The organism is Amorphoplanes digitatis, from assembly GCF_014205335.1.
GTDB lineage: Bacteria > Actinomycetota > Actinomycetes > Mycobacteriales > Micromonosporaceae > Actinoplanes > Actinoplanes digitatus.
In genome coordinates this window covers 6,749,317-6,771,740 of the sequence record NZ_JACHNH010000001.1, presented here as the reverse complement: position 1 = coordinate 6,771,740, position 22,424 = coordinate 6,749,317, and the positions used below count along the sequence as shown (strand labels likewise).

General features: G+C 71.3%; 20 protein-coding genes. 17 read left to right on the top strand and 3 right to left on the bottom strand.

The features are described 5' to 3' along the window. Positions 1 to 129 precede the first annotated feature (129 nt). Together BJ971_RS29570 and BJ971_RS29565 are read left to right on the top strand one after the other, a co-directional pair. Positions 130 to 915, top strand: coding sequence for a lytic transglycosylase domain-containing protein (locus BJ971_RS29570; protein ID WP_239087842.1), 786 nt, complete (start codon positions 130 to 132; stop codon positions 913 to 915). 182 nt (positions 916 to 1,097) lie between these two features. Continuing rightward, positions 1,098 to 1,523, top strand: a complete 426-nt coding sequence (locus BJ971_RS29565; RefSeq protein ID WP_184996444.1) for an uL11 family ribosomal protein — start codon at positions 1,098 to 1,100, stop codon at positions 1,521 to 1,523. A 53-nt stretch (positions 1,524 to 1,576) separates the two neighbouring features. On the opposite strand, the gene BJ971_RS29560 is transcribed toward BJ971_RS29565, so the two are convergent. After that, entirely contained in the window at positions 1,577 to 2,185 is a 609-nt protein-coding gene (locus BJ971_RS29560) for an ATP-dependent Clp protease proteolytic subunit (protein ID WP_184996443.1), read from the bottom strand. 117 nt (positions 2,186 to 2,302) lie between these two features. On the opposite strand from BJ971_RS29560, the gene BJ971_RS29555 reads away from it, so the two are divergent. Further along, the gene (locus BJ971_RS29555) at positions 2,303 to 2,917 is read left to right on the top strand and encodes a cysteine hydrolase family protein (RefSeq protein ID WP_184996442.1); all 615 of its coding nucleotides are present in this window, start codon (positions 2,303 to 2,305) and stop codon (positions 2,915 to 2,917) included. 346 nt (positions 2,918 to 3,263) lie between these two features. After that, entirely contained in the window at positions 3,264 to 3,752 is a 489-nt protein-coding gene (locus BJ971_RS29550; protein ID WP_184996441.1) for a DUF1269 domain-containing protein, read from the top strand. A gap of 27 nt (positions 3,753 to 3,779) precedes the next feature. Here BJ971_RS29550 and BJ971_RS29545 read toward each other — a convergent pair whose 3' ends face one another. Both BJ971_RS29545 and BJ971_RS29540 read right to left on the bottom strand, forming a co-directional pair. Further along, positions 3,780 to 4,430 carry an MBL fold metallo-hydrolase gene (locus BJ971_RS29545; RefSeq protein WP_184996440.1) on the bottom strand — a complete coding sequence of 217 codons (651 nt, stop codon included), beginning with the start codon at positions 4,428 to 4,430 and terminating at the stop codon, positions 3,780 to 3,782. A gap of 2 nt (positions 4,431 to 4,432) precedes the next feature. Next, positions 4,433 to 5,134 (bottom strand): maleylpyruvate isomerase family mycothiol-dependent enzyme, encoded by a 702-nt coding sequence (locus BJ971_RS29540; RefSeq protein ID WP_184996439.1) that lies wholly within the window; start codon positions 5,132 to 5,134, stop codon positions 4,433 to 4,435. 245 nt (positions 5,135 to 5,379) lie between these two features. On the opposite strand from BJ971_RS29540, the gene rsgA reads away from it, so the two are divergent. The 13 genes from rsgA (at position 5,380) to BJ971_RS29475 (ending at position 22,419) form a co-directional block, all read left to right on the top strand. Beyond that, a complete protein-coding gene (rsgA, locus tag BJ971_RS29535; RefSeq protein WP_184996438.1) occupies positions 5,380 to 6,411 on the top strand; it encodes a ribosome small subunit-dependent GTPase A in 1,032 nt (343 codons plus the stop codon). A gap of 22 nt (positions 6,412 to 6,433) precedes the next feature. After that, complete coding sequence (locus BJ971_RS29530) at positions 6,434 to 8,230, top strand: hypothetical protein (protein WP_239087843.1); 1,797 nt, start codon at positions 6,434 to 6,436, stop codon at positions 8,228 to 8,230. 110 nt (positions 8,231 to 8,340) lie between these two features. Continuing rightward, positions 8,341 to 11,301 (top strand): excinuclease ABC subunit UvrA, encoded by a 2,961-nt coding sequence (uvrA, locus tag BJ971_RS29525; protein WP_184996437.1) that lies wholly within the window; start codon positions 8,341 to 8,343, stop codon positions 11,299 to 11,301. Positions 11,302 to 11,510: 209 nt separating this feature from the next. Beyond that, on the top strand, positions 11,511 to 12,059 hold the full coding sequence (locus BJ971_RS29520) for a Rieske (2Fe-2S) protein (protein ID WP_184996436.1): 549 nt from the start codon (positions 11,511 to 11,513) through the stop codon (positions 12,057 to 12,059). 134 nt (positions 12,060 to 12,193) lie between these two features. Further along, on the top strand, positions 12,194 to 14,566 hold the full coding sequence (gene uvrC / locus BJ971_RS41700; protein WP_184996435.1) for an excinuclease ABC subunit UvrC: 2,373 nt from the start codon (positions 12,194 to 12,196) through the stop codon (positions 14,564 to 14,566). Positions 14,567 to 15,160: 594 nt separating this feature from the next. Then, positions 15,161 to 16,057, top strand: a complete 897-nt coding sequence (rapZ, locus tag BJ971_RS29510; RefSeq protein WP_184999174.1) for an RNase adapter RapZ — start codon at positions 15,161 to 15,163, stop codon at positions 16,055 to 16,057. Positions 16,058 to 16,122: 65 nt separating this feature from the next. Beyond that, positions 16,123 to 17,211 (top strand): gluconeogenesis factor YvcK family protein, encoded by a 1,089-nt coding sequence (locus BJ971_RS29505; RefSeq protein ID WP_184999173.1) that lies wholly within the window; start codon positions 16,123 to 16,125, stop codon positions 17,209 to 17,211. A 41-nt stretch (positions 17,212 to 17,252) separates the two neighbouring features. Then, positions 17,253 to 18,233, top strand: a complete 981-nt coding sequence (gene whiA, locus BJ971_RS29500; RefSeq protein WP_184996434.1) for a DNA-binding protein WhiA — start codon at positions 17,253 to 17,255, stop codon at positions 18,231 to 18,233. A gap of 328 nt (positions 18,234 to 18,561) precedes the next feature. Beyond that, positions 18,562 to 19,557, top strand: coding sequence for a type I glyceraldehyde-3-phosphate dehydrogenase (gap, locus tag BJ971_RS29495; RefSeq protein ID WP_184996433.1), 996 nt, complete (start codon positions 18,562 to 18,564; stop codon positions 19,555 to 19,557). Positions 19,558 to 19,562: 5 nt separating this feature from the next. Next, positions 19,563 to 20,759: a phosphoglycerate kinase gene (locus BJ971_RS29490; protein ID WP_184996432.1), complete on the top strand. Its 1,197-nt coding sequence runs from the start codon at positions 19,563 to 19,565 to the stop codon at positions 20,757 to 20,759. 3 nt (positions 20,760 to 20,762) lie between these two features. Continuing rightward, positions 20,763 to 21,554: a triose-phosphate isomerase gene (tpiA, locus tag BJ971_RS29485; RefSeq protein WP_184996431.1), complete on the top strand. Its 792-nt coding sequence runs from the start codon at positions 20,763 to 20,765 to the stop codon at positions 21,552 to 21,554. An 89-nt stretch (positions 21,555 to 21,643) separates the two neighbouring features. Further along, positions 21,644 to 21,898, top strand: a complete 255-nt coding sequence (gene secG, locus BJ971_RS29480; RefSeq protein ID WP_184996430.1) for a preprotein translocase subunit SecG — start codon at positions 21,644 to 21,646, stop codon at positions 21,896 to 21,898. Positions 21,899 to 22,071: 173 nt separating this feature from the next. Next, entirely contained in the window at positions 22,072 to 22,419 is a 348-nt protein-coding gene (locus BJ971_RS29475) for an RNA polymerase-binding protein RbpA (protein WP_184996429.1), read from the top strand. Positions 22,420 to 22,424 lie beyond the last annotated feature (5 nt).

The following is a 22,424-nucleotide window of genomic DNA, read 5'->3' as shown; positions in this document are numbered from 1 at the left end:
AATACCCGGAACCGGTTGCGGTGCTCGTCCCGAACGTCCCTTTTTCGGGGCAACGCCGCGATCTTCCCACTGCTAGCGTTCGGGCGTCGGTGGCCGGAACGGGGAGGGGCTTCGTCGATGAATCGCAGGATGTCTTGGCTTGTCGCGGCGGTGGTGGGTCTGCTGGTGGTCGGTGGCTGCGGAGTCGTGGGCGGCAAGGACGACGATCCGGCGCTGGTGGCGGCGCCGCTGCCCTCGGCGTCCGAGCCGGAGAACATCGTCGACCCGGTGATCGAGTCCGAGGAGCCGGAACCGGAGCCGACGACGGCCTCGCCGTCGCCGTCCCGGAGCAGCGCGAAGCCGAAGGCGACGCCGACGGAGGACCCCAACAACTTCCAGCTACCCGAGTGCGCGCACCGGGAGGGCAAGGAGGTCTCGAAGGCGAAGGCCAAGGCGGCGCTGAAGAGCGCCGCCGCCCGGAAGTACTGGCCGACCTCCGCGCCGGGGCTCAAGGTGCCGTCCCGGCTGGTGCTGACCACGGCGTGGCACGAGAGCGGCTGGACGTCGAACATCGTCAACTGCGACGGCGGGCGCGGGCTCATGCAGGTGATGCCCGACACCGAGGCGTTCATCAACCAGCGCTTCGAGCAGTCGTACACGAGCACCGACTACCGGCAGAACGCCGTGCTCGGCGCGAACTACCTGGCCTGGCTCACCAAGGCCTTCGGCGACCAGTACTTCAAGGGCAGCTACGACCTGAGCGCCGGCAAGTGCAAGACCAACAAGAGCATGTGCCTGCTGAACATGGTGATTTCCGGCTACAACGCGGGCCGGGCGGCCGTCGACGAGTCGCACGCCTCCGGGCGGCTGCCGAACCCGGAGTACGTGGGCGTGGTCCGGTCGCTGATGAAGTCCTGCTACTGCGACCGGTACTGAGGCCACCGGGTCATCGGGGCCGCGCGGGTCCGGTTACACTTGTCGGCGGTACCCGGGACTGTGCCCGCCGCTTTGACCCACCTACGGTCGCGGTAGTAAAGTCTCGGGGTTGTCGTGCGTTGATGATGCTGGCGAGCTCCTGACTTAGGCCCGTGCAGCACACACTAAGGAGCCGTTGCGTAATGCCGCCCAAGAAGAAGACCCATGTGGTGACCCTCGCGCTTGAGGCGGGTAACGCCGCGATGGTCGACCTCGGCAAGATGCTCGGCCCGACCGGTGCCAACATGCGCGCGGTCAAGGTCGAGTACGACGAGGCGACGTCGAAGTCGCGTGGCGAGATCATCCCGGTCGTCGTCACGGTCTTCGAGGACCGCAGCCACCAGCTCGTCTACAAGACGCCGCCGACGAGCTTCCTGATCCGCAAGGCTCTGGGCATCCAGTCGGGCGCTTCCAACCCGCTGACCCAGACCGTCGGCACGCTCAGCGCCGACCAGATCAAGCAGATCGCGGAGCGCAAGCTCCCCGACCTGAACGCGAACGACGTCGCCGCCGCGGTCAAGGTCGTGGCCGGCACCGCGCGCTCGATGGGCGTCAAGGTAGCGGAGTAGGTAGTCCGGTAAAGCGCTGAACGGCGCGGGCCCACTGGGCCCGCGCCGTTTTGTCATGCGCCCTTGTCGCCGACGATCTCGTCGATGAGGCCGTAGTCGCGGGCCTCGGCCGAGGTGAGGGTGCGCCCGGTGGAGAGGTCGTCCTCGATCCGGCTGCGCGACTGCCCGGTGACCTCGACCAGGCGCAGCACGACCTCCTCGAGCTCGCGCAGGTGCTGCCCCGCGGCGGCGGCCACCTCGTCCGCGGTGCCGGTGACGGCGCCCGCCCGCGGCTCGGCCAGCTTGAACCGGGCGTGCCGGTACGCGGAGCGCCGCTCGGCCGCGGCCAGCACCGCGAGCACGGCCTCGCCGGCCTCGGAGGTGACAACGGCGTGCACCGGCGCGGTCATCGCGTCGATGACGTCGGTGACGGCGTGTGCGGCGTTCAGGTCCCCGCCGGAGCTGGCCACGTGCAGCTGGATCGGGGCCGGCCCGGCGGCGTCGAGGGTGAGCAGCGCCGCGGCGATGCCGGAGGCCGCGTGCGCGGTGAGCGGGCCGCGGATCATGACGATGCGCTGATCGAAGAGCCGTTCCTCGAGCCAGCCCGGCACGGCCGGCCCGCTCTGCCAGGGTTCGGGTTGCTGGGGTACGGGGGAGGGCTGCCATCGCAGGTGGGGTGTCACCGGACCTCCGCGGGTCGAGGGGTTCTCCGATTTTAGGTATGCGACGGCACTGTGGCGGTGCGGTTAAGCCGTGGGCGGACTAGCGTCGGTGTGAGCCAACGCATACCGGGAGACGCGATGTCCGAGACGCTGCAACTCGATCCCGCCAGGACCGCGATCGTGCTGATCGAGTACCAGAACGAGTTCACCTCGGACGGCGGTGTGCTGCACCGCGCGGTCGCGCCGGTGATGGAGAAGACCGGCATGCTGGCCAACACGGTCGCGCTTGTCGACGCCGCCCGCGCGGCGGGCGTGACGATCATGCATGCGCCGATCACGTTCGCGCCGGGCTACGGCGAGCTGTCGCGTCATCCGTACGGGATCCTCAAGGGAGTCGTCGACGGCAACGCGTTCGTGAAGGGCACCTGGGGCGCGGCGATCGTGGACGACCTGACGCCGGCCGAGGACGACATCCTCATCGAGGGCAAGCGCGGCCTGGACACGTTCGCCAGCACGAACCTCGACTTCATCCTGCGCGGCCGTGGCATCGACACGGTGATCCTCGCGGGTTTCCTGACGAACTGCTGCGTCGAGTCGACGATGCGCAGCGCGTACGAGAACGGCTACCGGGTCATCACGCTGACCGACTGCACGGCGGCGACCTCCAGCGAGGAGCATGACAACGCCATCGCGTACGACTATCCGATGTTCTCGCTGCCGATGGAGTCGGGCCGGGTCGCGGCGGCTCTCTGAGCGGTTCATCCGTCCGGGGTGGTGCGCGCGGCGATGATCCGGTGGACGGTACAGGCACCGGCCGGGTGGGACGGCCGTGCGCTGCTAGCTCACCGCGGTGCGCGGGACGTCATCCAGCACGGATGAATTCCGCATGCCCGCGGGCGTGCACCCGGCGGGTGCCGGCCGGGGCCGGCGGCCCGGACGGCCCGGCCCGCTTCCGTACGTACCGGACCGGCGCGGCATCGATGGATATCCTTCCGCCGGGATGAGGCCGGGTACCCCGCCGGGCCGCCAGGATGGCAGGCGATCGGACCGGAGGCGCCGTCGCTGGCCACGCCGCCTCCCATTCTCGAGGGGTAGGACTATGACCACTTTCACGGTGTGGAAGTTCGACGGTCCGGAGCGCGCCGACCGGGCCGCTCTGGTCCTGCGGGACGCGGCGCGGGACGGGCTGGTCAAGATTCTCGACCACGCGGTCGTGAGCTGGCCGGAGGGCGCCGAGCACCCGACCACCAAGCACTCGCACGACGAGAACAAGCGCGGTGCGGGCTGGGGCGCGTTCTGGGGTGTCCTGGTCGGCGCGCTGTTCTTCGTCCCGGTGGCCGGCGGCGTCGCCGGCGCGGCGATCGGCGCCCTCGCCAAGTCGACCGAGGACGTCGGGATCACCAAGCAGCAGCTGGAGACGATCCGCACCGAGGTGACCGAGGGGAGCTCGGCGCTGTTCATCGTGACCGAGGAGGGCGACCTCGACCGGCTGGGCGAGCGCTTCCACGGCATGGAGAAGAAGCTGATCGCGACGAACCTCACCGAGGGCGAGCGGGACATCCTGATCGAGACCTTCGGCGGTGCCTGACCGCCCGGGCGGTCAGGCACCGCCCGGTCACCAGCCGCGTGCGCGCCATTCGGGGATGGCCGGCCGCTCGGCGCCGATGGTGCTGTCCTTGCCGTGGCCCGGATAGAACCAGGTGTCGTCGGGCAGCCGGCCGAAGATCTTGGTCTCCAGGTCGCCCATGAGGCTCGCGAAGTCCTTCGGGTTCCTGGTTCCGCCGGGGCCGCCCGGGAAGAGGCTGTCGCCGGTCCACAGGTGTGCGATGCCGCCCGGCTCGCGGTAGAGCAGCACGATCGAGCCCGGCGTGTGGCCGACCAGGTGGATGACCTCGAGGGTGCAGTCACCGACAGCGATGGTGTCGCCGTCGCTCACCGTGTCGGTCACGAGGGGGATGGCCGCAGCGTCGTCGGCGCCGGCCACCGAGCGTGCGCCGGTCGCCTTCACGATCTCCTTCAGCGCGCCGGTGTGGTCCGGGTGGCGGTGTGTCGTCACGACCGTCGCCAGCCCGGCCGGGCCGATCAGCTCCAACAGCGTCTCCGCGTCGTTCGCCGCGTCGATCAGCAGCTGCGAGCCGTCCGAGCGGCAGGTCAGCACGTACGCGTTGTTGTCCATCGGGCCGACCGACACCTTCTTGACGGTGAGGCCGGCTAGCTCGCGGACCGCGGGACCGCCGCCGTGTGTGACGTCTCCGGTGTATGCCATTGTCACTTCCACCTCGGTGGCTGGGGTAGCTCGCCGTCGGGCGAGACGGTCAGGTCGGCGCCGTCGCCGCGGCCGGCGAGCCACGCGGCGATCGAGCGGGTCGGCCCGCCGACCGTCGGCGCGCCGTCGCCGGCGCCGATGCTCAGCGGGTGCTCCACGCCGTGCGGTCGCAGCACGACGGCGAAGTCGTCGCCTTTGGACCCGGCGACGATCTCGCGCAGCAGCCGCAGCGCGAACGCGTCGGTCCAGTCCTCCGGGGTGTAGCCGGCGCCGAGGTCGACGTGGTGCACCTCGACCTCGCGCAGCCGCGCCCACGGCACGGCCGCCGCGGAGGCGCCGGTCGGCGGCAGGTAGTAGGTCCACGCCTCGGCGGGCATCGCCGCGCCCGCGTCCGCGAAGCGTTCGTGCGCCGCGCGGAGATCGGCGATCTGCTCGGCGATCGGCCGCCCGGCACCGTCCTCGATGCCGTCCACGCGGGCGGTCGGCGACGCGTACGCCGGGGTCTCGACGCCGGTGCGGGCCCAGGTCAGCAGGTTGGTGTAGGCGTCGGCGTTGCGGGCCACGTGGGTCAGGACGTGCCCGATGGTCCAGCCGGGCAGCGCGGACGGCGCGGACGGCGCGGCGTCGAGAGCTTCGGCGGTACGGATCAGGCGTTCGGTCGCCTGATCGACGTCGGTCATCAGCACCAGCGGGTCCACTGTCATGACAGACCGCGCCGGGGAAGGGGTAATGACATCACGGGTCGACCCTAACGGCCGCCCGCACGACCGGGGCACCGGAATTCGCTTTCGCGCCGGATGCCCCGACCGTACCGTCGGTTCTTGACGCGATCGCGACAACCGCGGAGGGGGTGGGGAACCGTGCTGTGCGTCCGTACGTCCCGGCTTCGCCCGGAGGTCACGGCCTGACACCCGTCGGGCCACGCCTCCTCACACCCAGAGGGTTTCTCATGTCTGACCTGTCCGCGTTGGGCTGGAGCGAGACGCTCGCCTCCGCCTATCGAAACTTCGACCGCCCCGACGCCCTGCCCGGCCGCGTGCTGCGTGCCGACCGCGGCGTCTGCACCGTCCTCGATCCCACCGGGGTCACCCGGGCCAGCCTCGCCGGCAGCGTGCTGCTCGGCGCCGCCCAGGACCCCGCCAACCTGCCCTGCGCCGGCGACTGGGTGGTGCTGCGCCGCTGGCCGGACCGACGAACCACCCTGGAATGCGTGCTGCCCCGGCGCACCGCGCTGATCCGGCGCACCGCCGACAAAGACTCCTCCGGCCAGGTACTGGCCGCCAACATGGACGCCGTCGCGGTCGTCGAACCGATGCTCCCGGCGCCCGACGACGCCCGCGTCGAACGGCTCCTCGCGCTGGCCTGGGAGTCCGGCGCGGAACCGCTGGTGGTGCTCTCCAAGAGCGACACCGCGGGCGACCCGCAGGCGATCGCGCGCCAGCTATCCCGGCTGGCTCCCCGGGTACGCGTGCTGCCGGTCAGCGTGCACGACGGCACCGGGGTGCAGGCCCTGCGGGAGTACGTCGCACCGGGGCGCACCCTCGCGCTGCTGGGCCGTTCGGGTGCCGGCAAGTCGTCGCTGGTGAACGCCCTGGCCGGCACCGACGTCATGGGCGTACAGGAGATCAGGCGTGCCGACGGCAAGGGCCGGCACACCACCGCGTACCGGAATCTGGTCCTCGTGCCGGGTGGCGGCGCGGTCCTCGATACGCCGGGCATCCGCGGGGTCGGCCTGCTCGACACCGGCGAGGGCCTGGAACGGGCCTTCGCCGACGTGGCCGAGCTGGCCGCGCAGTGCCGCTTCGGTGATTGTCATCACGACGCCGAGCCGGGGTGCGCGATCGTCGCCGCGCTGGCCGACGGGACGCTCGTGCCGAGACGGCTGGAAAGCTGGCGCAAGCTGCAGCGCGAGGTCGCCGTCGAGAGCGGCCGGCGGGCGGTCCGCCTGGCCGGCGCCGCGCAGCGCCGGCCGCACCGCTAGGCGGCTCTGGCACAATTCACCGGTGCCCGCGGTGGAAGAGGTCCTGGACAAGCCCGGCCTCTCCGTCGAGGCGGTGCCCGAAATGCGCACCCGTGGGTACGTCGACGTCTGGGCGCTGACCAGCTATCTGGTGCTCGCCGTGATCGTCCTGATCCAGCTCTGGATCAGCCCCGGCGGGCGGGTGCTGGCCGCCAACGACGACGACCACGGCTTCTTCTCCTTCGTCATGGCGCACGGCGAGCGTGTCCTGTTCCACGGCGCGAACCCGCTGTTCAGCGACCGGATGAACGTGCCGGACGGCGTCAACATGATGGCCAACACGACGGTGCTGGCGCTGAGCCTGCCGATGGCGCCGGTCACGCACTTCCTCGGCGTCGGCGTCTCCGTCGTGCTGCTGCTCACCCTCGGCCTGGCCGGCACCGCGTTCGCCTGGTACTGGGTGCTCTCGCGGCACTTGGTGACGGGCCCGGTCGCGGCCTGGATCGGCGGGCTGTGGTGCGGCTTCGCGCCGACGATGGTGTCGCACGCCAACGGGCACATCAACTTCGTCTCGCTGTTCGTCGTGCCGTTCATCGTGTGGCAGGTGCTGCGGCTGCGCGAGCCCGGCCGGGCCGTGCGCGGCGGGATCGTGCTCGGGCTGCTGGTGGTGTTGCAGGTCTTCATCAACGAGGAGACCCTGCTGTTCACCGCGCTCACGCTGGGCGTCTTCGTCGCCGCGTACGCGGCGCTCGCCTGGCGCACCGCGGTCGGCTACGCGCGGCGGTTCGCCGCCGGGCTGGCGGTCGCGGCGGGTACGGCGCTGGTGTTCCTCGCCTACCCGCTGTGGTTCCAGTTCAACGGGCCGCAGAGCTACAGCGGGCAGCCGTTCGAGCCCGGCAAGTTCGTCACCGACCTGCTCGCCCTCGGCGCGTACGCGCGGCAGTCGCTGGCCGGCAACGGGGTCGTCGCCCGGGCGCTGAGCGTCAGCCCGACCGAGGACAACACGTTCTTCGGCGTACCGATGCTGGTGATGCTCGTCGTCAGCGTGGTGCTGCTGTGGCGCAACCTGGCCGCCCGGGCCGCCGCGATCGCCGCCCTGGTCCTGCTGGTCGTCTCGATGGGCCCGGAGCTGCGGGTCGCCGGGCACGACACCGGCGTGCCGCTGCCGTTCGCCCTGATCAGCCACGTGCCGATCATCGACCTGGTGAGCGTGACCCGGTTCGGCATGGTGCCCGCGACGATCATCGGGGTGCTGCTGGCGCTGGCCGCCGATCGCGCGCCGCTGCTGCCGCGCCGCCGGCGGATCGCCTTCTGGATCGGTCTCGCGGTCGCGATCGTGCCGGTGCTGCCCAAGCCGCTGCCGGTCGTCGCCGCCGATCCGCTGCCGCCGTTCATCGCGCAGCAGATGTGGCGCGAGTACGTGCCCGACGACCGCACCCTGGTCACCGTGCCGCTGCCGGAGGTCACCACCGGGCGGGCCGGGATGCGGTGGTTCGCCCTGTCCGGGCTGGACTACTCCGTGCCGCGCGGCTATTTCATGGGCCCGGCGGATCCGCCGGGCGACCGGACCGGTTCGTGGATGGCCGGTCCCCGGCCCACCTCCGACCTGTTGCGCATCGCGGGGGCGTACGGTCGGATGCCGGTGCTCACGGACGCCGACCGGCGGGACGCGATCACCGACCTGACCTACTGGCGGGCCGCGGTCGTGGTGCTGGTTCCCGGCACCCCGAACCACGACCTGCTGAAATCGGTGGTGAGCGGGCTGCTCGGCAGCGCGCCGCGTGAGGTCGGCGGCGTGCTGTTGTGGGACGTCCGGAGCCTGGTACCCCCGTCCGAGTGACGGGAATTCTCGCTCACCGCGCGGCGCTGTACCTCGGCGCCGGGAAACTTGTCGTACCCCGCGGCTAGGGTGGCGGCGCCCATCGTCTTGACGTAACGGAGTGGCTGGCTGTGGCCGACCGACTGATCATCCGCGGCGCGCGGGAGCACAATCTGCGCGACGTCAACCTCGACCTGCCCCGCGACGCGATGATCGTGTTCACCGGTCTCAGCGGCTCGGGGAAGTCCAGCCTGGCGTTCGACACGATCTTCGCCGAGGGGCAGCGCCGCTACGTGGAGTCGCTGTCGTCCTACGCCCGGCAGTTCCTCGGGCAGATGGACAAGCCCGACGTCGACTTCATCGAGGGCCTGTCCCCGGCCGTCTCCATCGATCAGAAATCGACGTCGCGCAACCCGCGCTCCACCGTCGGCACGATCACCGAGGTCTACGACTACCTGCGGCTGCTCTTCGCGCGTACGGGAACACCGCACTGCCCGGCCTGCGGCGAGCGGATCAGCCGGCAGTCGCCGCAGCAGATCGTCGACCGGGTCCTGGCGATGGAGGAGGGGACCAGGTTCATGGTGCTGGCCCCGGTGATCCGGGGCCGCAAGGGCGAATACGTCGACCTCTTCGCCGAGTTGCAGTCCAAGGGCTACGCCCGCGCCCGCGTCGACGGCGTGGTGCACCCGCTGACCGAGCCGCCCAAGCTCAAGAAGCAGGAGAAGCACACCATCGAGGTGGTCGTCGACCGGCTCAGCGTCAAGGCGAGCAGCAAGCAGCGCCTGACCGACTCCGTCGAGGCGACCCTGGCGCTGTCCGGCGGCATCGTGCTGCTCGACTTCGTGGACCTGCCGGAGGACGACCCGCACCGCGAGCGCCGCTTCTCCGAGCACCTGGCCTGCCCCAACGACCACCCCCTGGCGATCGAGGACCTCGAGCCGCGGGTCTTCTCCTTCAACGCGCCCTACGGCGCCTGCCCGGACTGCACCGGCCTGGGCACCAAGAAGGAGGTCGACCCGGAGCTGATCGTCCCGGACGACGAGCGCAGCCTGCGCGAGGGCGCGATCCAGCCCTGGTCCGGCGGCACCACCCTCGAATACTTCCTGCGCCTGCTCGAGGCCCTGGCCGAGGCCGAGAAATTCAGCATCGACACACCGTGGCGGCAGCTGCCGAGCCGGGCGCAGAAGACGATCCTGTACGGCTCCGAGGACCAGGTGCACGTCCGCTACCGCAACAAGTACGGCCGTGAGCGCTCCTACTACACCGGCTTCGAGGGCGTGGTGCAGTGGATCGAGCGCCGGCACGGCGACACCGAGAGCGACTGGTCGCGCGACAAGTACGAGGGCTACATGCGCGACATCCCGTGCCCGGGCTGCGGCGGCGCCCGGCTCAAGCCCGAGGTCCTCGCGGTCACCATCGCCGGCAAGAGCATCGCCGAGATCTGCAACCTGTCCGTCGGCGAGTGCGCCGAGCTGCTGGCGACGATCGAGCTGACCGACCGCGAGAAGATGATCGCCGAGCGGGTCCTCAAGGAGATCAACGCGCGGCTGCGGTTCCTGGTCGACGTCGGCCTGGACTACCTGTCCCTCGACCGCGGCGCCGGCACGCTGTCCGGCGGCGAGGCACAGCGCATCCGGCTCGCCACGCAGATCGGCTCCGGCCTGGTCGGCGTCCTCTACGTGCTCGACGAGCCGTCGATCGGCCTGCACCAGCGCGACAACCACCGGCTGATCGAGACGCTGGTCCGGCTCAAGAAGCTCGGCAACACCCTGATCGTGGTCGAGCACGACGAGGACACCATCCGCACGGCGGACTGGATCGTCGACATCGGCCCCGGCGCCGGCGAGCACGGCGGCCGGATCGTGCACAGCGGCTCGGTGAAGGGCCTGCTGGCCAACCGGGAGTCGCCGACCGGCGCGTACCTGTCGGGCCGCAAGAAGATCCCGACGCCGGCCACCCGGCGCCCGCAGGTGCCGGGCCGGGAACTGGTCGTGCAGGGCGCGCGGGAGCACAACCTGCGCGACATCACCGTCGGCTTCCCGCTGGGGCAGTTCATCGCGGTGACCGGGGTGAGCGGCTCGGGCAAGTCGACGCTTGTCAACGACATCCTCTACACGGTCCTGGCCAACCAGATCAACGGCGCCCGGATGGTGCCCGGACGGCACACCCGCATCACCGGCCTCGAGGGCGTCGACAAGGTCGTCGGCGTGGACCAGTCGCCGATCGGGCGTACCCCGCGGTCGAACCCGGCGACCTACACGGGCGTCTTCGACAACGTCCGCAAGCTGTTCGCCGAGACCACCGAGGCGAAGGTCCGCGGCTACGGCCCCGGACGGTTCTCGTTCAACGTCAAGGGCGGCCGCTGCGAGAACTGCACCGGCGACGGCACGATCAAGATCGAGATGAACTTCCTGCCGGACGTGTACGTCCCGTGCGAGGTCTGCAAGGGCGCCCGCTACAACCGCGAGACGCTCGAGGTGCACTACAAGGGCAAGACGGTCTCCGAGGTACTGGAGATGCCGATCGAGGAGGCCGCCGCGTTCTTCGAGGCGATCCCCGCGATCCACCGGCACCTGCGGACCCTCGTCGACGTCGGCCTGGGCTACGTGCGGCTGGGCCAGCCGGCGCCGACGCTCTCCGGCGGCGAGGCGCAGCGCGTCAAGCTCGCCTCCGAGCTGCAGAAGCGCTCGACCGGCCGGACGGTCTACGTGCTCGACGAGCCGACGACCGGCCTGCACTTCGAGGACATCCGCAAGCTCCTGATCGTCCTGAACGGCCTGGTCGACAAGGGCAACACGGTCATCACGATCGAGCACAACCTGGACGTCATCAAGAACGCCGACTGGCTCATCGACATGGGCCCCGAGGGCGGCAACAAGGGCGGACTGGTGCTGGCCACCGGCACGCCGGAGGAGCTGGCCGAGGTGCCGGGCAGCCACACCGGGCAGTTCCTGCGCCCGATGCTCGGCCTGACCGGCGAGCCGGCCGGCGCCGACGCCGCGCTGGCCCGCGCCGCCAAGGCCAACGGCGCCACCAAGGCGGCGGCGAAGCCGCGCACGACCCGCACCCGGGCCCGGGCCGCCGCCGTCTGACGTTCAGGTAACACACAGCTACGACGCGGTGTCCGCCCCCGGCTGTGGGGGTGGACACATGCGCACGCCTGGAAGCATGGCGAAAACACAGGAACCGGGCCCATAATTTCCCCCGCGTTCATGAACCACTGCGGTGGCGAGAGCGTACTTACAAGCAACGCCGCGTGACTCGAGCGCGCGGATCAGGGGTAACGAAGGGTTCGGATCATATGACTGACGTGCAGACGGGACCTGCAGCCGAGACCGCGGCTGACCAGCCTGCCCGTACGGGAGTCGTCGCGACGCGCCGCGTCGTGCTGGCCGGCGCCGGCGCGCTCGGCGCCGGGTGCCTGCTGACGGCCTGCGGTACGGGCACGACCGGCAGCGGCAGCAACGGCGCCAACGGCGGCGACTTCAGCAACAACCCCGCCCCGGCCGGCAGCAAGGGCGCCGACGCCGGCGGCACCGGCTCGACCTCGGACAACGACTCGGGCGGCGGCGGCACGCTGGCCGCCGTCGCGGACGTTCCCGAGGGCGGCGGCGTCATCAAGGGCGACTACGTCATCACCCAGCCCACCGCGGGCAAGTACAAGGCCTTCAGCAAGGTGTGCACCCACGCGGGCTGCGACGTCAGCAAGGTCGACGGCGGCGTGATCGTCTGCCCGTGCCACGGCAGCACGTTCTCCCTCGAGGACGGCTCGCCCGTGAGCGGCCCGGCGAACCAGCCGCTGCCCGAGAAGAAGGTCACGGTGGACGGCGACAACATCGTCGCCGCCTAGCGATTCTTGGGGCCGGCCTGACCTGCCGACACGGCCGGCCCCGCACTACTCCGGCCGGAGGCCCGCTGCCGTGGCGGCGGCGACGGGCCTCCGGCGGGACAAATCATGTCAGGGGTCCGCACTAGTGTTGAGCCGTGCCTGACCCGTCCAGCTACCGGCCGGCGCCCGGGACCGTTCCGGACGCTCCCGGTGTCTACCGCTTCCGTGACCCGACCGGCCGCGTCATCTACGTGGGCAAGGCGAAAAGCCTGCGAAACCGGCTGAATTCCTACTTCGCCGACACGTGGACGCTGCACGCGCGCACCCAGCAGATGGTCACCACCGCGGCCGCCGTCGACTGGGTCACCGTCGGCAGCGAGGTCGAGGCGCTACAGCTCGAATTCTCCTGGATCAAGGAGTTCGACCCGCGCTTCAACGTCAAGTACCGCGACGACAAGTCCTACCCGTTCCTCGCGGTGACCCTCAACGAGGAGTTCCCCCGGCTACAGGTGATGCGCGGCGCCAAGCGCAAGGGCGTCCGCTACTTCGGGCCCTACTCGCACGCCTGGGCCATCCGCGAGACCCTCGACCTGCTGCTGCGCGTCTTCCCGGCCCGCACCTGCTCCACCGGCGTCTTCAAGCGCGCGGGCCAGATCGGCCGCCCCTGCCTGCTCGGCTACATCGGCAAGTGCTCGGCGCCGTGCGTCGGCACGGTCTCCGCCGAGCAGCACCGGGCCATCGTCGACGACTTCTGCGACTTCATGGCCGGGCGCACCGACGCGTTCGTCAAGCGCCTCGAGCGCGACATGCTCGACGCGTCCGAGGAGCTCGAGTTCGAGAAGGCGGCCCGGCTGCGCGACGACATCGCCGCCCTGCGCAAGGCGATGGAGAAGCAGACGGTGGTGCTCGGCGACGGCACCGACGCGGACGTGGTCGCCTTCGCCGAGGACCCGCTCGAGGCCGCCGTCCAGGTCTTCCACGTCCGCGACGGCCGGGTCCGCGGCCAGCGCGGCTGGGTGGTGGAGAAGGTCGAGGACCTGACCACCGGGGACCTCGTGCACCACTTCTGCACCCAGGTCTACGGCGACGAGCACGGCGAGAGCGACGTGCCCCGCGAGCTGCTCGTGCCGGCACTGCCGCCGGACGCGGCGGCGCTGGAGAACTGGCTCTCCGAGCACCGCGGCAGCCGGGTGAGCCTGCGCGTGCCGCAGCGCGGCGACAAGCGCTCCCTGCTGGAGACGGTGGCGCGCAACGCCGGTGAGTCGCTGGCCCGGCACAAGCTGCGCCGCGCGGGCGACCTGACCACCCGCAGCAAGGCGCTGGACGAGATCGCGGAGGCGCTCGGCATGGAGTCGGCGCCGCTGCGCATCGAGTGCTTCGACGTGTCCCAGATCCAGGGCACGGACGTGGTGGCGAGCATGGTGGTCTTCGAGGACGGCCTGCCCCGCAAGAGCGAATACCGCCGCTTCGCGGTACGGGGAAACCCGGACGGCTCCGGCACCGACGACCTGGCGGCGATGAGCGAGGTGATGCGGCGCCGCTTCGCCCGCTACCGCGCACAGTCCACCCTCCCCGGCGCCGCGGATTCGGCCGGCCCGGCGCCGGCCGGGGACGCCGTCGACGCCGAGCAGGATCTGGCGGGCGCCGAGCTGGACCTGGCGACCGCCGAGCAGGGTGCGGCGGGCGCTGGCCTTGATCTGGGGACCGCCGAGCAGGGTGCGGCGGGCGCTGGCCTTGATCTGGCGGCCGCTGGGCGGGGTCCGGCGGGTGCGGAGCAGGGGCCTGCGGCCGCTGAGCGGGATCTGGCGAGTGCTGAGCGGGATCTGGTGGCCGACGAGCAGGGGCCGGAGATTGCGGAGTTGCCCGGCATCGATCCGTTGACCGGGCGGCCGCGCAGGTTCGCCTACCCGCCCAACCTGGTGGTCGTCGACGGCGGCCAGCCGCAGGTCAACGCCGTGGCGGCCGTCCTGTCCGACCTTGGCATCACGGACGTGGCCCTGTGCGGGCTGGCCAAGCGCCTGGAAGAGGTGTGGCTGCCGGGGGAGGATTACCCGGTCATCCTGCCCCGCACCTCCGAGTCCCTGTACCTGTTGCAGCGGGTGCGCGACGAGGCGCACCGCTTCGCGATCACGTTCCACCGCCAGCGCCGCTCCAAGCGGATGACGGCCTCGGCGCTGGACGAGATCCCGGGGCTGGGTGAGACCCGGCGCAAGGCGCTGCTGCGGCACTTCGGGTCGCTCAAGCGGCTCGGGCAGGCGTCCCTGGAGGAGATCGCCGAGGTGCCGGGCATCGGCCGCCGCACCGCGGAGGCGATCCTCAAGGCGCTGACCGGTGCGGACCAGCCAGGCGTGGGCCAGCCAGGCTCGGACCAGCCAGGCGTGGGCCAGCTGGGCCCGGAGAAGGTGCCGCCCGCCGTGCCGGCCGGCGGCGCGGGCCGGACCCGGTCCGGGGCCAACCGCTTGCGGGTGCCGCGGCCCGTGTCGGCCGAAGCGGTGACACCACCACCGCCGGCTGAACCCACCGCGTAGACCGGAGGCGCCCGCGGATCCACCGCGTAGACCGGAGGCACCCGCGGATCCACCGTGTGGACCGGAGGCGGCGGCGGATCCACCGCGTGGACCGGAGGCGGCGGCGGACCCACCGCGTGGACCGGAGGCGGCGGCGGACCCACCGCGTGGACCGGAGGCGGCGGCGGATCCACCGTGTGGACCGGAGGCGGCGGCGGATCCACCGTGTGGACCGGAGGCGGCGGCGGATCCACTGTGTGGACCGGAGGCGGCGGCGGATCCACCGCGCAGGCCGGAATGCGTCGGTGGGCACGAGGGTGGGTCTTCCGCCGAGCCTGACCGGATCCACGCTGTTCAGCCCGGCGGCCGCGCAACGGCCCGGCCTGGGCAGGCCGGCCGCGCGGCGCAGTGTGGACTTCGCGGCACCCGTCCGGGAAAGGATTTCGAAGCCCGTCGTGGTGGATCTTGGTGGCTTGTGGTGCCTGGGTGCACTGGATCGGGTAATGGACACGATGTCAGCAGGCCTCGCACCCGCCCTTCGGCCTAGGATGCAGTGTCCGCCCGTACGGGGTGCAGAGACAGTGCGGTGCAGGAGGAGTCTGCGTGACCGAGTCGATGCCGGGGTTCGCCCCGGAGCCAACGCCCGACGAGGCCGGTACCGACCTCGTGGTGGTCACCGGGGTCTCCGGCGGCGGCCGCAGCACGGTCGCCCGGGCCCTGGAGAACGTCGGCTTCTACGTCGTGGACAACTTGCCTCAGGCGCTCATGCTCGACATGGCCCAGCTGGCGTTCGAGGCCGGCGGCGCCGCCCGGCGCACGGCGATGGTGCTGGACGTGCGCAGCCGGGCGTTCTCCACCGACCTGGCCGGCGCGGTCCGCGCGCTCAAGGACCGGGGATTCTCGCCGCGGGTCGTGTTCGTCGACGCCGACGACGAGGTGCTGATCCGGCGGTTCGAGTCAGTGCGGCGCTCGCATCCGATGCAGGGCGACGGACGGCTGGCCGACGGCATCGCCGCCGAGCGCAAGCTGCTCGAGGAGGCCCGCGAGCACTCCGACGTGATCATCGACACCAGCCACCTCAACGTCAACCAGCTCCGGCGCCGCGTCGAGGAGCTCTTCGGCGGTGAGGACGCGCGCCGGCTGCGGATCACCGTGCTGTCGTTCGGCTTCAAGTACGGGCTGCCGCCGGACGCCGACTACGTGCTCGACGCCCGCTTCCTGCCGAACCCGTTCTGGGTGCCGGAGCTGCGGGAGCACACCGGGCTCGAGGAGGGCGTCAGCGGCTACGTGCTCGGCCAGGAGGGTGCGCACGACTTCGTGGCCACCTATGCCGGGCTCATCGCCACGACCGCGCCCGGGTTCGAGCGCGAGGGCAAGCGCTACCTGACCGTCGCCATCGGCTGCACCGGCGGCAAGCACCGCAGCGTCGCGATAGCGGAGGAGCTCACGGCCCAGCTGCGCGACATCCGCCTGTCCGCACACTCCTCGCACCGCGACCTGGGGCGGGAGTGACGGCGGGTCAGCCGGGAGGGCCGCGCGGCGTAGCCGCCCGCGGCGGCGACGCGGGTGGCCGGCCGATCAAGGTCGTGGCCTTCGGCGGCGGCCACGGGCTTGCCGTTTCGCTCCGGGGCCTGCGCAACTGCGCGCCCGAGCTGGATCTCGACATCACCGCGGTGGTCACGGTCGGTGACAACGGCGGCTCCAGCGGGCGGCTGCGGGCCGAGCGGGACGCCCAGCTGCCGCCGGGCGACCTGCGCATGGCCCTGGCCGCGCTCGCCGACGACGACCCGGCCCATCAGCGCACGGTGGCGCTGCTCCAGCACCGTTTCGCGCTGCTCGGCGGTTCGGACCGCCGCGCCATGGAGGCCGACGGCATCCCCGTCTCGGCGGACTCCGGCGCCGCGGGTGGTGAGGGTGCCGCTAAGGCCGGGTGGGGTGGTGTCGATCGGCGGATCGCCTCCGTCGGGGGGCGGCACGATCCGCTTGCCGGGCACGCCGTCGGCAATCTGCTTCTGCTCGGGCTCATGGAGCTGCTCGGCGATCCCGTCGAGGCGCTCGCGCACGCCGGTGCCATGGTCGGTGCCCGGGGGCGGGTGCTGCCGATGGCCTGCCACGCCGTCGGGATCGAGGCCGACGTGCGTGGCGGCGATCCGGAGCGTCCCGACGACGTCGTCACCGTGCGCGGTCAGCACGCCGTCGCGGTAGCCAGCGGTCATGTCGAGGCGCTGCGGATCGTTCCCGCCGCGCCGCCGGCCTGCCCGCCCGCCGTCACCGCCATCGCCGAGGCCGACTGGCTGATCTTCGGGCCCGGGAGCTGGTACACGAGCGTGCTTCCGCACCTGCTGGTGCCGGAGCTCGCCGCCGCCATCGTCGCGAGCCCGGCCCAGCGGCTGGTGACGCTCAACCTGGCGGCCGAGAACGAGACCCTCGGGCTCTCCGTGGCCGATCATCTGGCCGCACTGCACTGGTACCTTCCGCAGCTTCGGGTCGACACGGTGCTCGCCGACAGCAAGTGGGTCGGCGAACCGGACCCGGTGCACCGGGCCGCCGAGGCCCTCGGTGCGCGCCTGGTCCTGGCATCCTTGGCGGTGGCGGACGGCAGCCCCAAGCATGATCCTGAGTCGTTGGGCACAGCACTGGTGCCGCTCCTCGGCTCCGATCGTTAAGCAACTGGCGTACCGCGAAACAAGCATGAGGTGACTTCGAGATGGCGATGACGGCAGCGGTCAAGGACGAGCTGAGCCGGGTGGATGTGCCCAAGCCGTGCTGCCGCCGTGCGGAGATGGCCGCCCTGCTGCGCTTCGCGGGCGGCCTGCACATCGTGTCCGGGCGGGTGGTGGTCGAGGCCGAGCTCGACACGGGCGCGGTCGCACGGCGGCTGCGGCGCGAGATCGCCGAGGTGTACGGCTACCCCAGCGAGGTGCACGTGCTCGCCTCCGGCGGCCTGCGCAAGGGCAGCCACTACATCGTGCGCATCGTCAAGGACGGCGAGGCACTGGCCCGCCAGACCGGGCTGCTCGACGTGCGGGGACGGCCGGTGCGCGGGCTTCCGCCGCACGTCGTCTCCGCGAACGTGTGCTGCGCGGTCGCCGCATGGCGCGGCGCGTTCATGGCGCACGGCTCGCTGACCGAGCCCGGCCGCTCCAGCGCGCTGGAGATCACCTGCCCGGGGCCGGAGGCGGCCCTGGCGCTGCGCGGCGCCGCCCGGCGCATCGGCATCACCGCCAAGGAGCGCGAGGTGCGCGGCGTCGACCGGGTGGTGATCAAGGACGGGGACGCGATCGCGGCGCTGCTCACCCGCATCGGCGCGCACTCGAGCGTGCTCGCCTGGGAGGAGCGCCGGGTACGCCGCGAGGTCCGCGCGACGGCGAACCGGCTGGCGAACTTCGACGACGCGAACCTGCGCCGCTCCGCCCGCGCGGCGGTGGCGGCGGCCGCCCGGGTGACCCGGGCGCTGGAGATCCTCGCCGACGAGGCGCCCAACCACCTCACCTCGGCCGGTCGCCTGCGCCTGGAGCACCGTCAGGCCTCGCTCGAGGAGCTGGGCGCGCTCGCCGACCCGCCGCTGACCAAGGACGCGATCGCCGGCCGGATAAGGCGTCTGCTCGCCCTGGCCGACAAGCGCGCCCGCGACCTCGGCATCCCGGACACCGAGGCCGCCGTCACCCCCGAGATGATGGCCTGCTGATCCCCGGGACGGGCACAGGACCCCTTTCGGGGGCGGCGGTTCGGCCGGGGCGCCGAGAGATTTTCGGTACCTTAGGTAACGATCAGGTCGCGCCCCAATGCGAGAGGCGGACACCTCCTCGGATAGGGTGACGACGACGGCGACGGTGCCGGCAGAATGGCCGCCCCACGCCGGGCGCCGCCGGTGGCACCAGGTCACGACCTGGCTGCGGCGGCTGGTCCCTGCACGCGCGGCGGCCCTGATGAGCAACAGCCGGCCCTCGATACGGTCGGCACGCAGACATCCGCCGGTCCCAGATTCCGGCGGACCGAAACGAGGAGATCCACCTGTGACCATCCGGGTTGGCATCAACGGCTTCGGCCGTATCGGCCGCAACTTCTTCCGGGCGGTGCTCGCCTCCGGCGCGGACATCGAGATCGTCGGCGTCAACGACCTGACGGACAACGCCACGCTCGCCCACCTGCTCAAGTACGACAGCATCCTGGGCCGCCTGCCGCACGAGGTGAAGGCCACGGCGGACGAGATCACCGTCGCGGGCAAGACCTTCAAGGCCTTCGCCGAGCGCGACCCCGCGAACCTCGCCTGGGGTGACCTGGGCGCCGACGTCGTCATCGAGTCGACCGGCTTCTTCACCGACGCCAACAAGGCCAAGACGCACGTCACCAACGGTGCGAAGAAGGTCATCATCTCGGCGCCGGCCAAGAACGAGGACATCACGATCGTGATGGGCGTCAACGACAACCTCTACGACGCCGCGAAGCACACGGTCATCTCCAACGCCTCGTGCACCACCAACTGCCTCGCGCCGATGGCGAAGGTGCTCAACGACACCATCGGCATCGAGCGTGGCCTGATGACCACGATCCACGCCTACACGCAGGACCAGAACCTGCAGGACGGCCCGCACAGCGACCTGCGTCGCGCCCGCGCCGCCGCGCTCAACATCGTGCCCACCTCGACCGGTGCCGCCAAGGCCGTCAGCCTGGTGCTGCCGGAGCTCAAGGGCAAGCTGGACGGCTTCGCGCTGCGGGTGCCGATCCCGACCGGCTCGGCCACCGACCTGACCTTCACCGCCGCCCGGGAGACCTCGGTCGACGAGATCAACGCCGCCATCAAGGCGGCCGCGGACGGCCCGCTCAAGGGCATCCTGGTCTACACCGAGGACCCGATCGTCTCGACGGACATCGTCACCGACCCGGCCTCGTGCATCTTCGACGCCGGCCTCACCAAGGTGATCGGCAACCAGGTCAAGGTCGTCGGCTGGTACGACAACGAGTGGGGCTACTCGAACCGCCTCGTCGACCTGGTCAAGCTGGTCGGCTGACACACGTGAAGACTCTCGACGACCTGCTCGGCGAGGGTGTCTCGGGTCGGCGCGTACTCGTACGCGCCGACCTGAACGTCCCGTTCGACAAAAACGAACCGGGCCGGATCAGCGACGACGGCCGCATCCGCGCGGTGCTGCCGACCCTGATCGCCCTGCGTGACGCGGGCGCCCGCGTGATCGTGTGCTCGCACCTCGGCCGCCCCAAGGGCGCGCCGGACCCGAAGTTCACGCTCGCGCCGGTCGCCACGCGCCTCGGTGAGCTGCTCGGCGGCCCCGCCGTCTTCGCCTCGGACACCGTCGGCCCCTCCGCAAGCCAGGCTGCCGCCGCGCTGGGCGACGGCCAGGTGCTGCTGCTGGAGAACCTGCGCTTCAACGCGGGCGAGACCAGCAAGGACGACGCCGAGCGCGGCGCCTTCGCCGATGAGCTCGCGGCGCTGGCGGAGTTCTACGTCGACGACGCGTTCGGCGCGGTGCACCGCAAGCACGCCTCGGTCTACGACGTCCCGGCCCGGCTGCCGCACTACGCGGGCGGCCTCGTCATCAAGGAGGTCGAGGTGCTGCGGCGGGTGACCGAGAGCCCGGAGCAGCCGTACGTGGTGGTGCTCGGCGGCTCGAAGGTCTCCGACAAGCTCGCCGTCATCAAGGCGCTGCTGCCGAAGGTCGACAAGCTGCTCGTCGGCGGCGGCATGTGCTTCACCTTCCTCAAGGCCCAGGGCCACGAGGTCGGCAAGTCGCTGCTCGAGGAGGAGATGATCGGCACCTGCGCCGATCTCCTCGCGCAGGCCGCCGGCCGGATCGTGCTGCCGGTCGACGTGGTCGCGGCGACCGCCTTCGCGGCCGACGCCGAGCACTCGACGGTCGCCGCCTCGGCGATCCCGGCCGACCGGCTCGGGCTGGACATCGGCCCGGAGAGCGTCGCGCTGTTCGCCGACACGATCGGATCGGCGAAGACCGTCTTCTGGAACGGCCCGATGGGCGTCTTCGAGCTGGCGCCGTTCGCGGCCGGCACCCGGGGCGTCGCCGAGGCCATCACGAAGATCGACGGCTTCTCGGTGGTCGGCGGCGGAGACTCGGCCGCGGCCGTGCGCACGCTCGGCATCGACGAGTCCGCGTTCGGGCACATCTCGACCGGCGGCGGCGCGTCGCTGGAGTACCTCGAAGGCAAGACCCTGCCGGGTCTCGCCGCGCTGGAGAGCTGAAGCATGGCTGATGTGACCCGTCGACCGATCATGGCCGGCAACTGGAAGATGAACCTCAACCACCTCGAGGCCATCCTCCTGGTGCAGAAGCTCGCCGCGAGCCTCAACGAGCAGCAGCTCACCGACGTCGAGGCGGTCGTGCTGCCGGCGTTCACCTCGCTGCGCAGCGTGCAGACGGCGATCGACGGCGACAAGGTGCTGATCGGCTACGGCGCGCAGGACCTGTCGCCGTACACCGGCGGCGCGTACACCGGGGACATCTCCGGCGCGATGCTGGCCAAGCTGGGCTGCGGCTACGTGGTGATCGGTCACTCCGAGCGCCGCGAGTACCACAACGAGGACGACGCGCTGGTCAACGCCAAGGTGAAGGCGGCACTGGCGAACGACCTGACGCCGATCCTCTGCGTGGGCGAGGGCCTGGAGATCCGCGAGGCCGGCACGCACGTCGCGCACTGCGGCAGCCAGCTCGACGGTGCGCTCGACGGCCTCAAGGCCGAGCAGGTCAAGAACATCGTGATCGCCTACGAGCCGGTGTGGGCGATCGGCACCGGCAAGACCGCCACGCCCGAGGACGCGCAGGAGGTGTGCGGCTCGATCCGGGAGCGGCTCGCCGAGAAGTACGGCGCGGAGACGGCCGACGCGGTGCGCATCCAGTACGGCGGTTCCGTGAAGGCGGCCAATATCGCCGCTATCATGGCGCAGCCCGATGTGGACGGCGCACTCATCGGCGGCGCGAGCCTGGACGCCGAGGAATTCGCCTCGATCGTCCGTTTCCGCGAGCACGTCCAGCGCTGAGTCATGGATGCCCGGCCGCCTCGTGGCGGCGGCCGGGTACCCGCTATTGTGGTGGCGCTGCCGTGCCCTTCGAGAGGAATGACCCGACCATGCCGATCGCGTTCGCGTACACGTTGATCGTGTTGCTGCTCATCTCCAGCGTCCTGCTGACCCTGCTCGTCCTGCTGCACCGCGGCAAGGGTGGGGGCATGTCCAGCATGTTCGGCGGCGGTGTCACCTCCAGCCTGGCCGGCTCCTCGGTCGCGGAGAAGAACCTGGACCGCTACACGGTGCTGGTGGGCGTCATCTGGTTCGCCTGCATCGTTGGCCTCGGCCTCTGGCTCAAGGTCACCCAGGCGGGCTGAAACAGATAGTTGACGTCCGCTTCGCAAGCGTTCGTGCTGGGCCCTTCTCCAGGGCCTCCGCGAGTCGTAGACTCTGCCGCGCGGTCCGGTCCGGGCCGCGCGGTTGTTTTTCCACCGTTAATGCCGCCGGCTTTCCCCGGCGATGAAACGCCCTCGAGACAGGAGTGACTTCCGTGTCCAGTGGCAGTGCGATCCGCGGTAGCCGCGTCGGCTCCAGCCCGATGCGTCCCGACGAGCGCAGCGAGCCCGCCCCCCGGCGGCACGTGACCTACTGGTGTGCCGCGGGGCATCCGGTCGAGGTCCGTTTCGCCGCCGACGTGGTACCCCCGGAGACGTGGGACTGCACCCGGTGCGGCCAGCCGGGCGGTCTCGACCGGCAGAACCCGCCCGGCCGGATGCGCAGCGAGCCGTACAAGTCGCACCTGGCTTATGTGAAGGAGCGGCGCTCCGACGCCGACGGCGCGGCGATCCTCGCCGAGGCGCTGGCCAAGGTTCGCCAGCGGCGCGGCCGCGGGGAATAGGCGTC

What these genes read in the sequence shown, in the direction of transcription:
- BJ971_RS29570 (WP_239087842.1), top strand. Translation starts at nt 130, where the DNA reads ATGTCTTGGCTTGTCGCGGCGGTGGTGGGTCTGCTGGTGGTCGGTGGC.
- BJ971_RS29565 (WP_184996444.1), top strand. Translation starts at nt 1,098, where the DNA reads ATGCCGCCCAAGAAGAAGACCCATGTGGTGACCCTCGCGCTTGAGGCG.
- BJ971_RS29555 (WP_184996442.1), top strand. Translation starts at nt 2,303, where the DNA reads ATGTCCGAGACGCTGCAACTCGATCCCGCCAGGACCGCGATCGTGCTG.
- BJ971_RS29550 (WP_184996441.1), top strand. Translation starts at nt 3,264, where the DNA reads ATGACCACTTTCACGGTGTGGAAGTTCGACGGTCCGGAGCGCGCCGAC.
- BJ971_RS29545 (WP_184996440.1), bottom strand. Translation starts at nt 4,430, where the DNA reads ATGGCATACACCGGAGACGTCACACACGGCGGCGGTCCCGCGGTCCGC.
- BJ971_RS29540 (WP_184996439.1), bottom strand. Translation starts at nt 5,134, where the DNA reads ATGACAGTGGACCCGCTGGTGCTGATGACCGACGTCGATCAGGCGACC.
- rsgA (WP_184996438.1), top strand. Translation starts at nt 5,380, where the DNA reads ATGTCTGACCTGTCCGCGTTGGGCTGGAGCGAGACGCTCGCCTCCGCC.
- BJ971_RS29520 (WP_184996436.1), top strand. Translation starts at nt 11,511, where the DNA reads ATGACTGACGTGCAGACGGGACCTGCAGCCGAGACCGCGGCTGACCAG.
- rapZ (WP_184999174.1), top strand. Translation starts at nt 15,161, where the DNA reads ATGCCGGGGTTCGCCCCGGAGCCAACGCCCGACGAGGCCGGTACCGAC.
- whiA (WP_184996434.1), top strand. Translation starts at nt 17,253, where the DNA reads ATGGCGATGACGGCAGCGGTCAAGGACGAGCTGAGCCGGGTGGATGTG.
- tpiA (WP_184996431.1), top strand. Translation starts at nt 20,763, where the DNA reads ATGGCTGATGTGACCCGTCGACCGATCATGGCCGGCAACTGGAAGATG.
- secG (WP_184996430.1), top strand. Translation starts at nt 21,644, where the DNA reads ATGCCGATCGCGTTCGCGTACACGTTGATCGTGTTGCTGCTCATCTCC.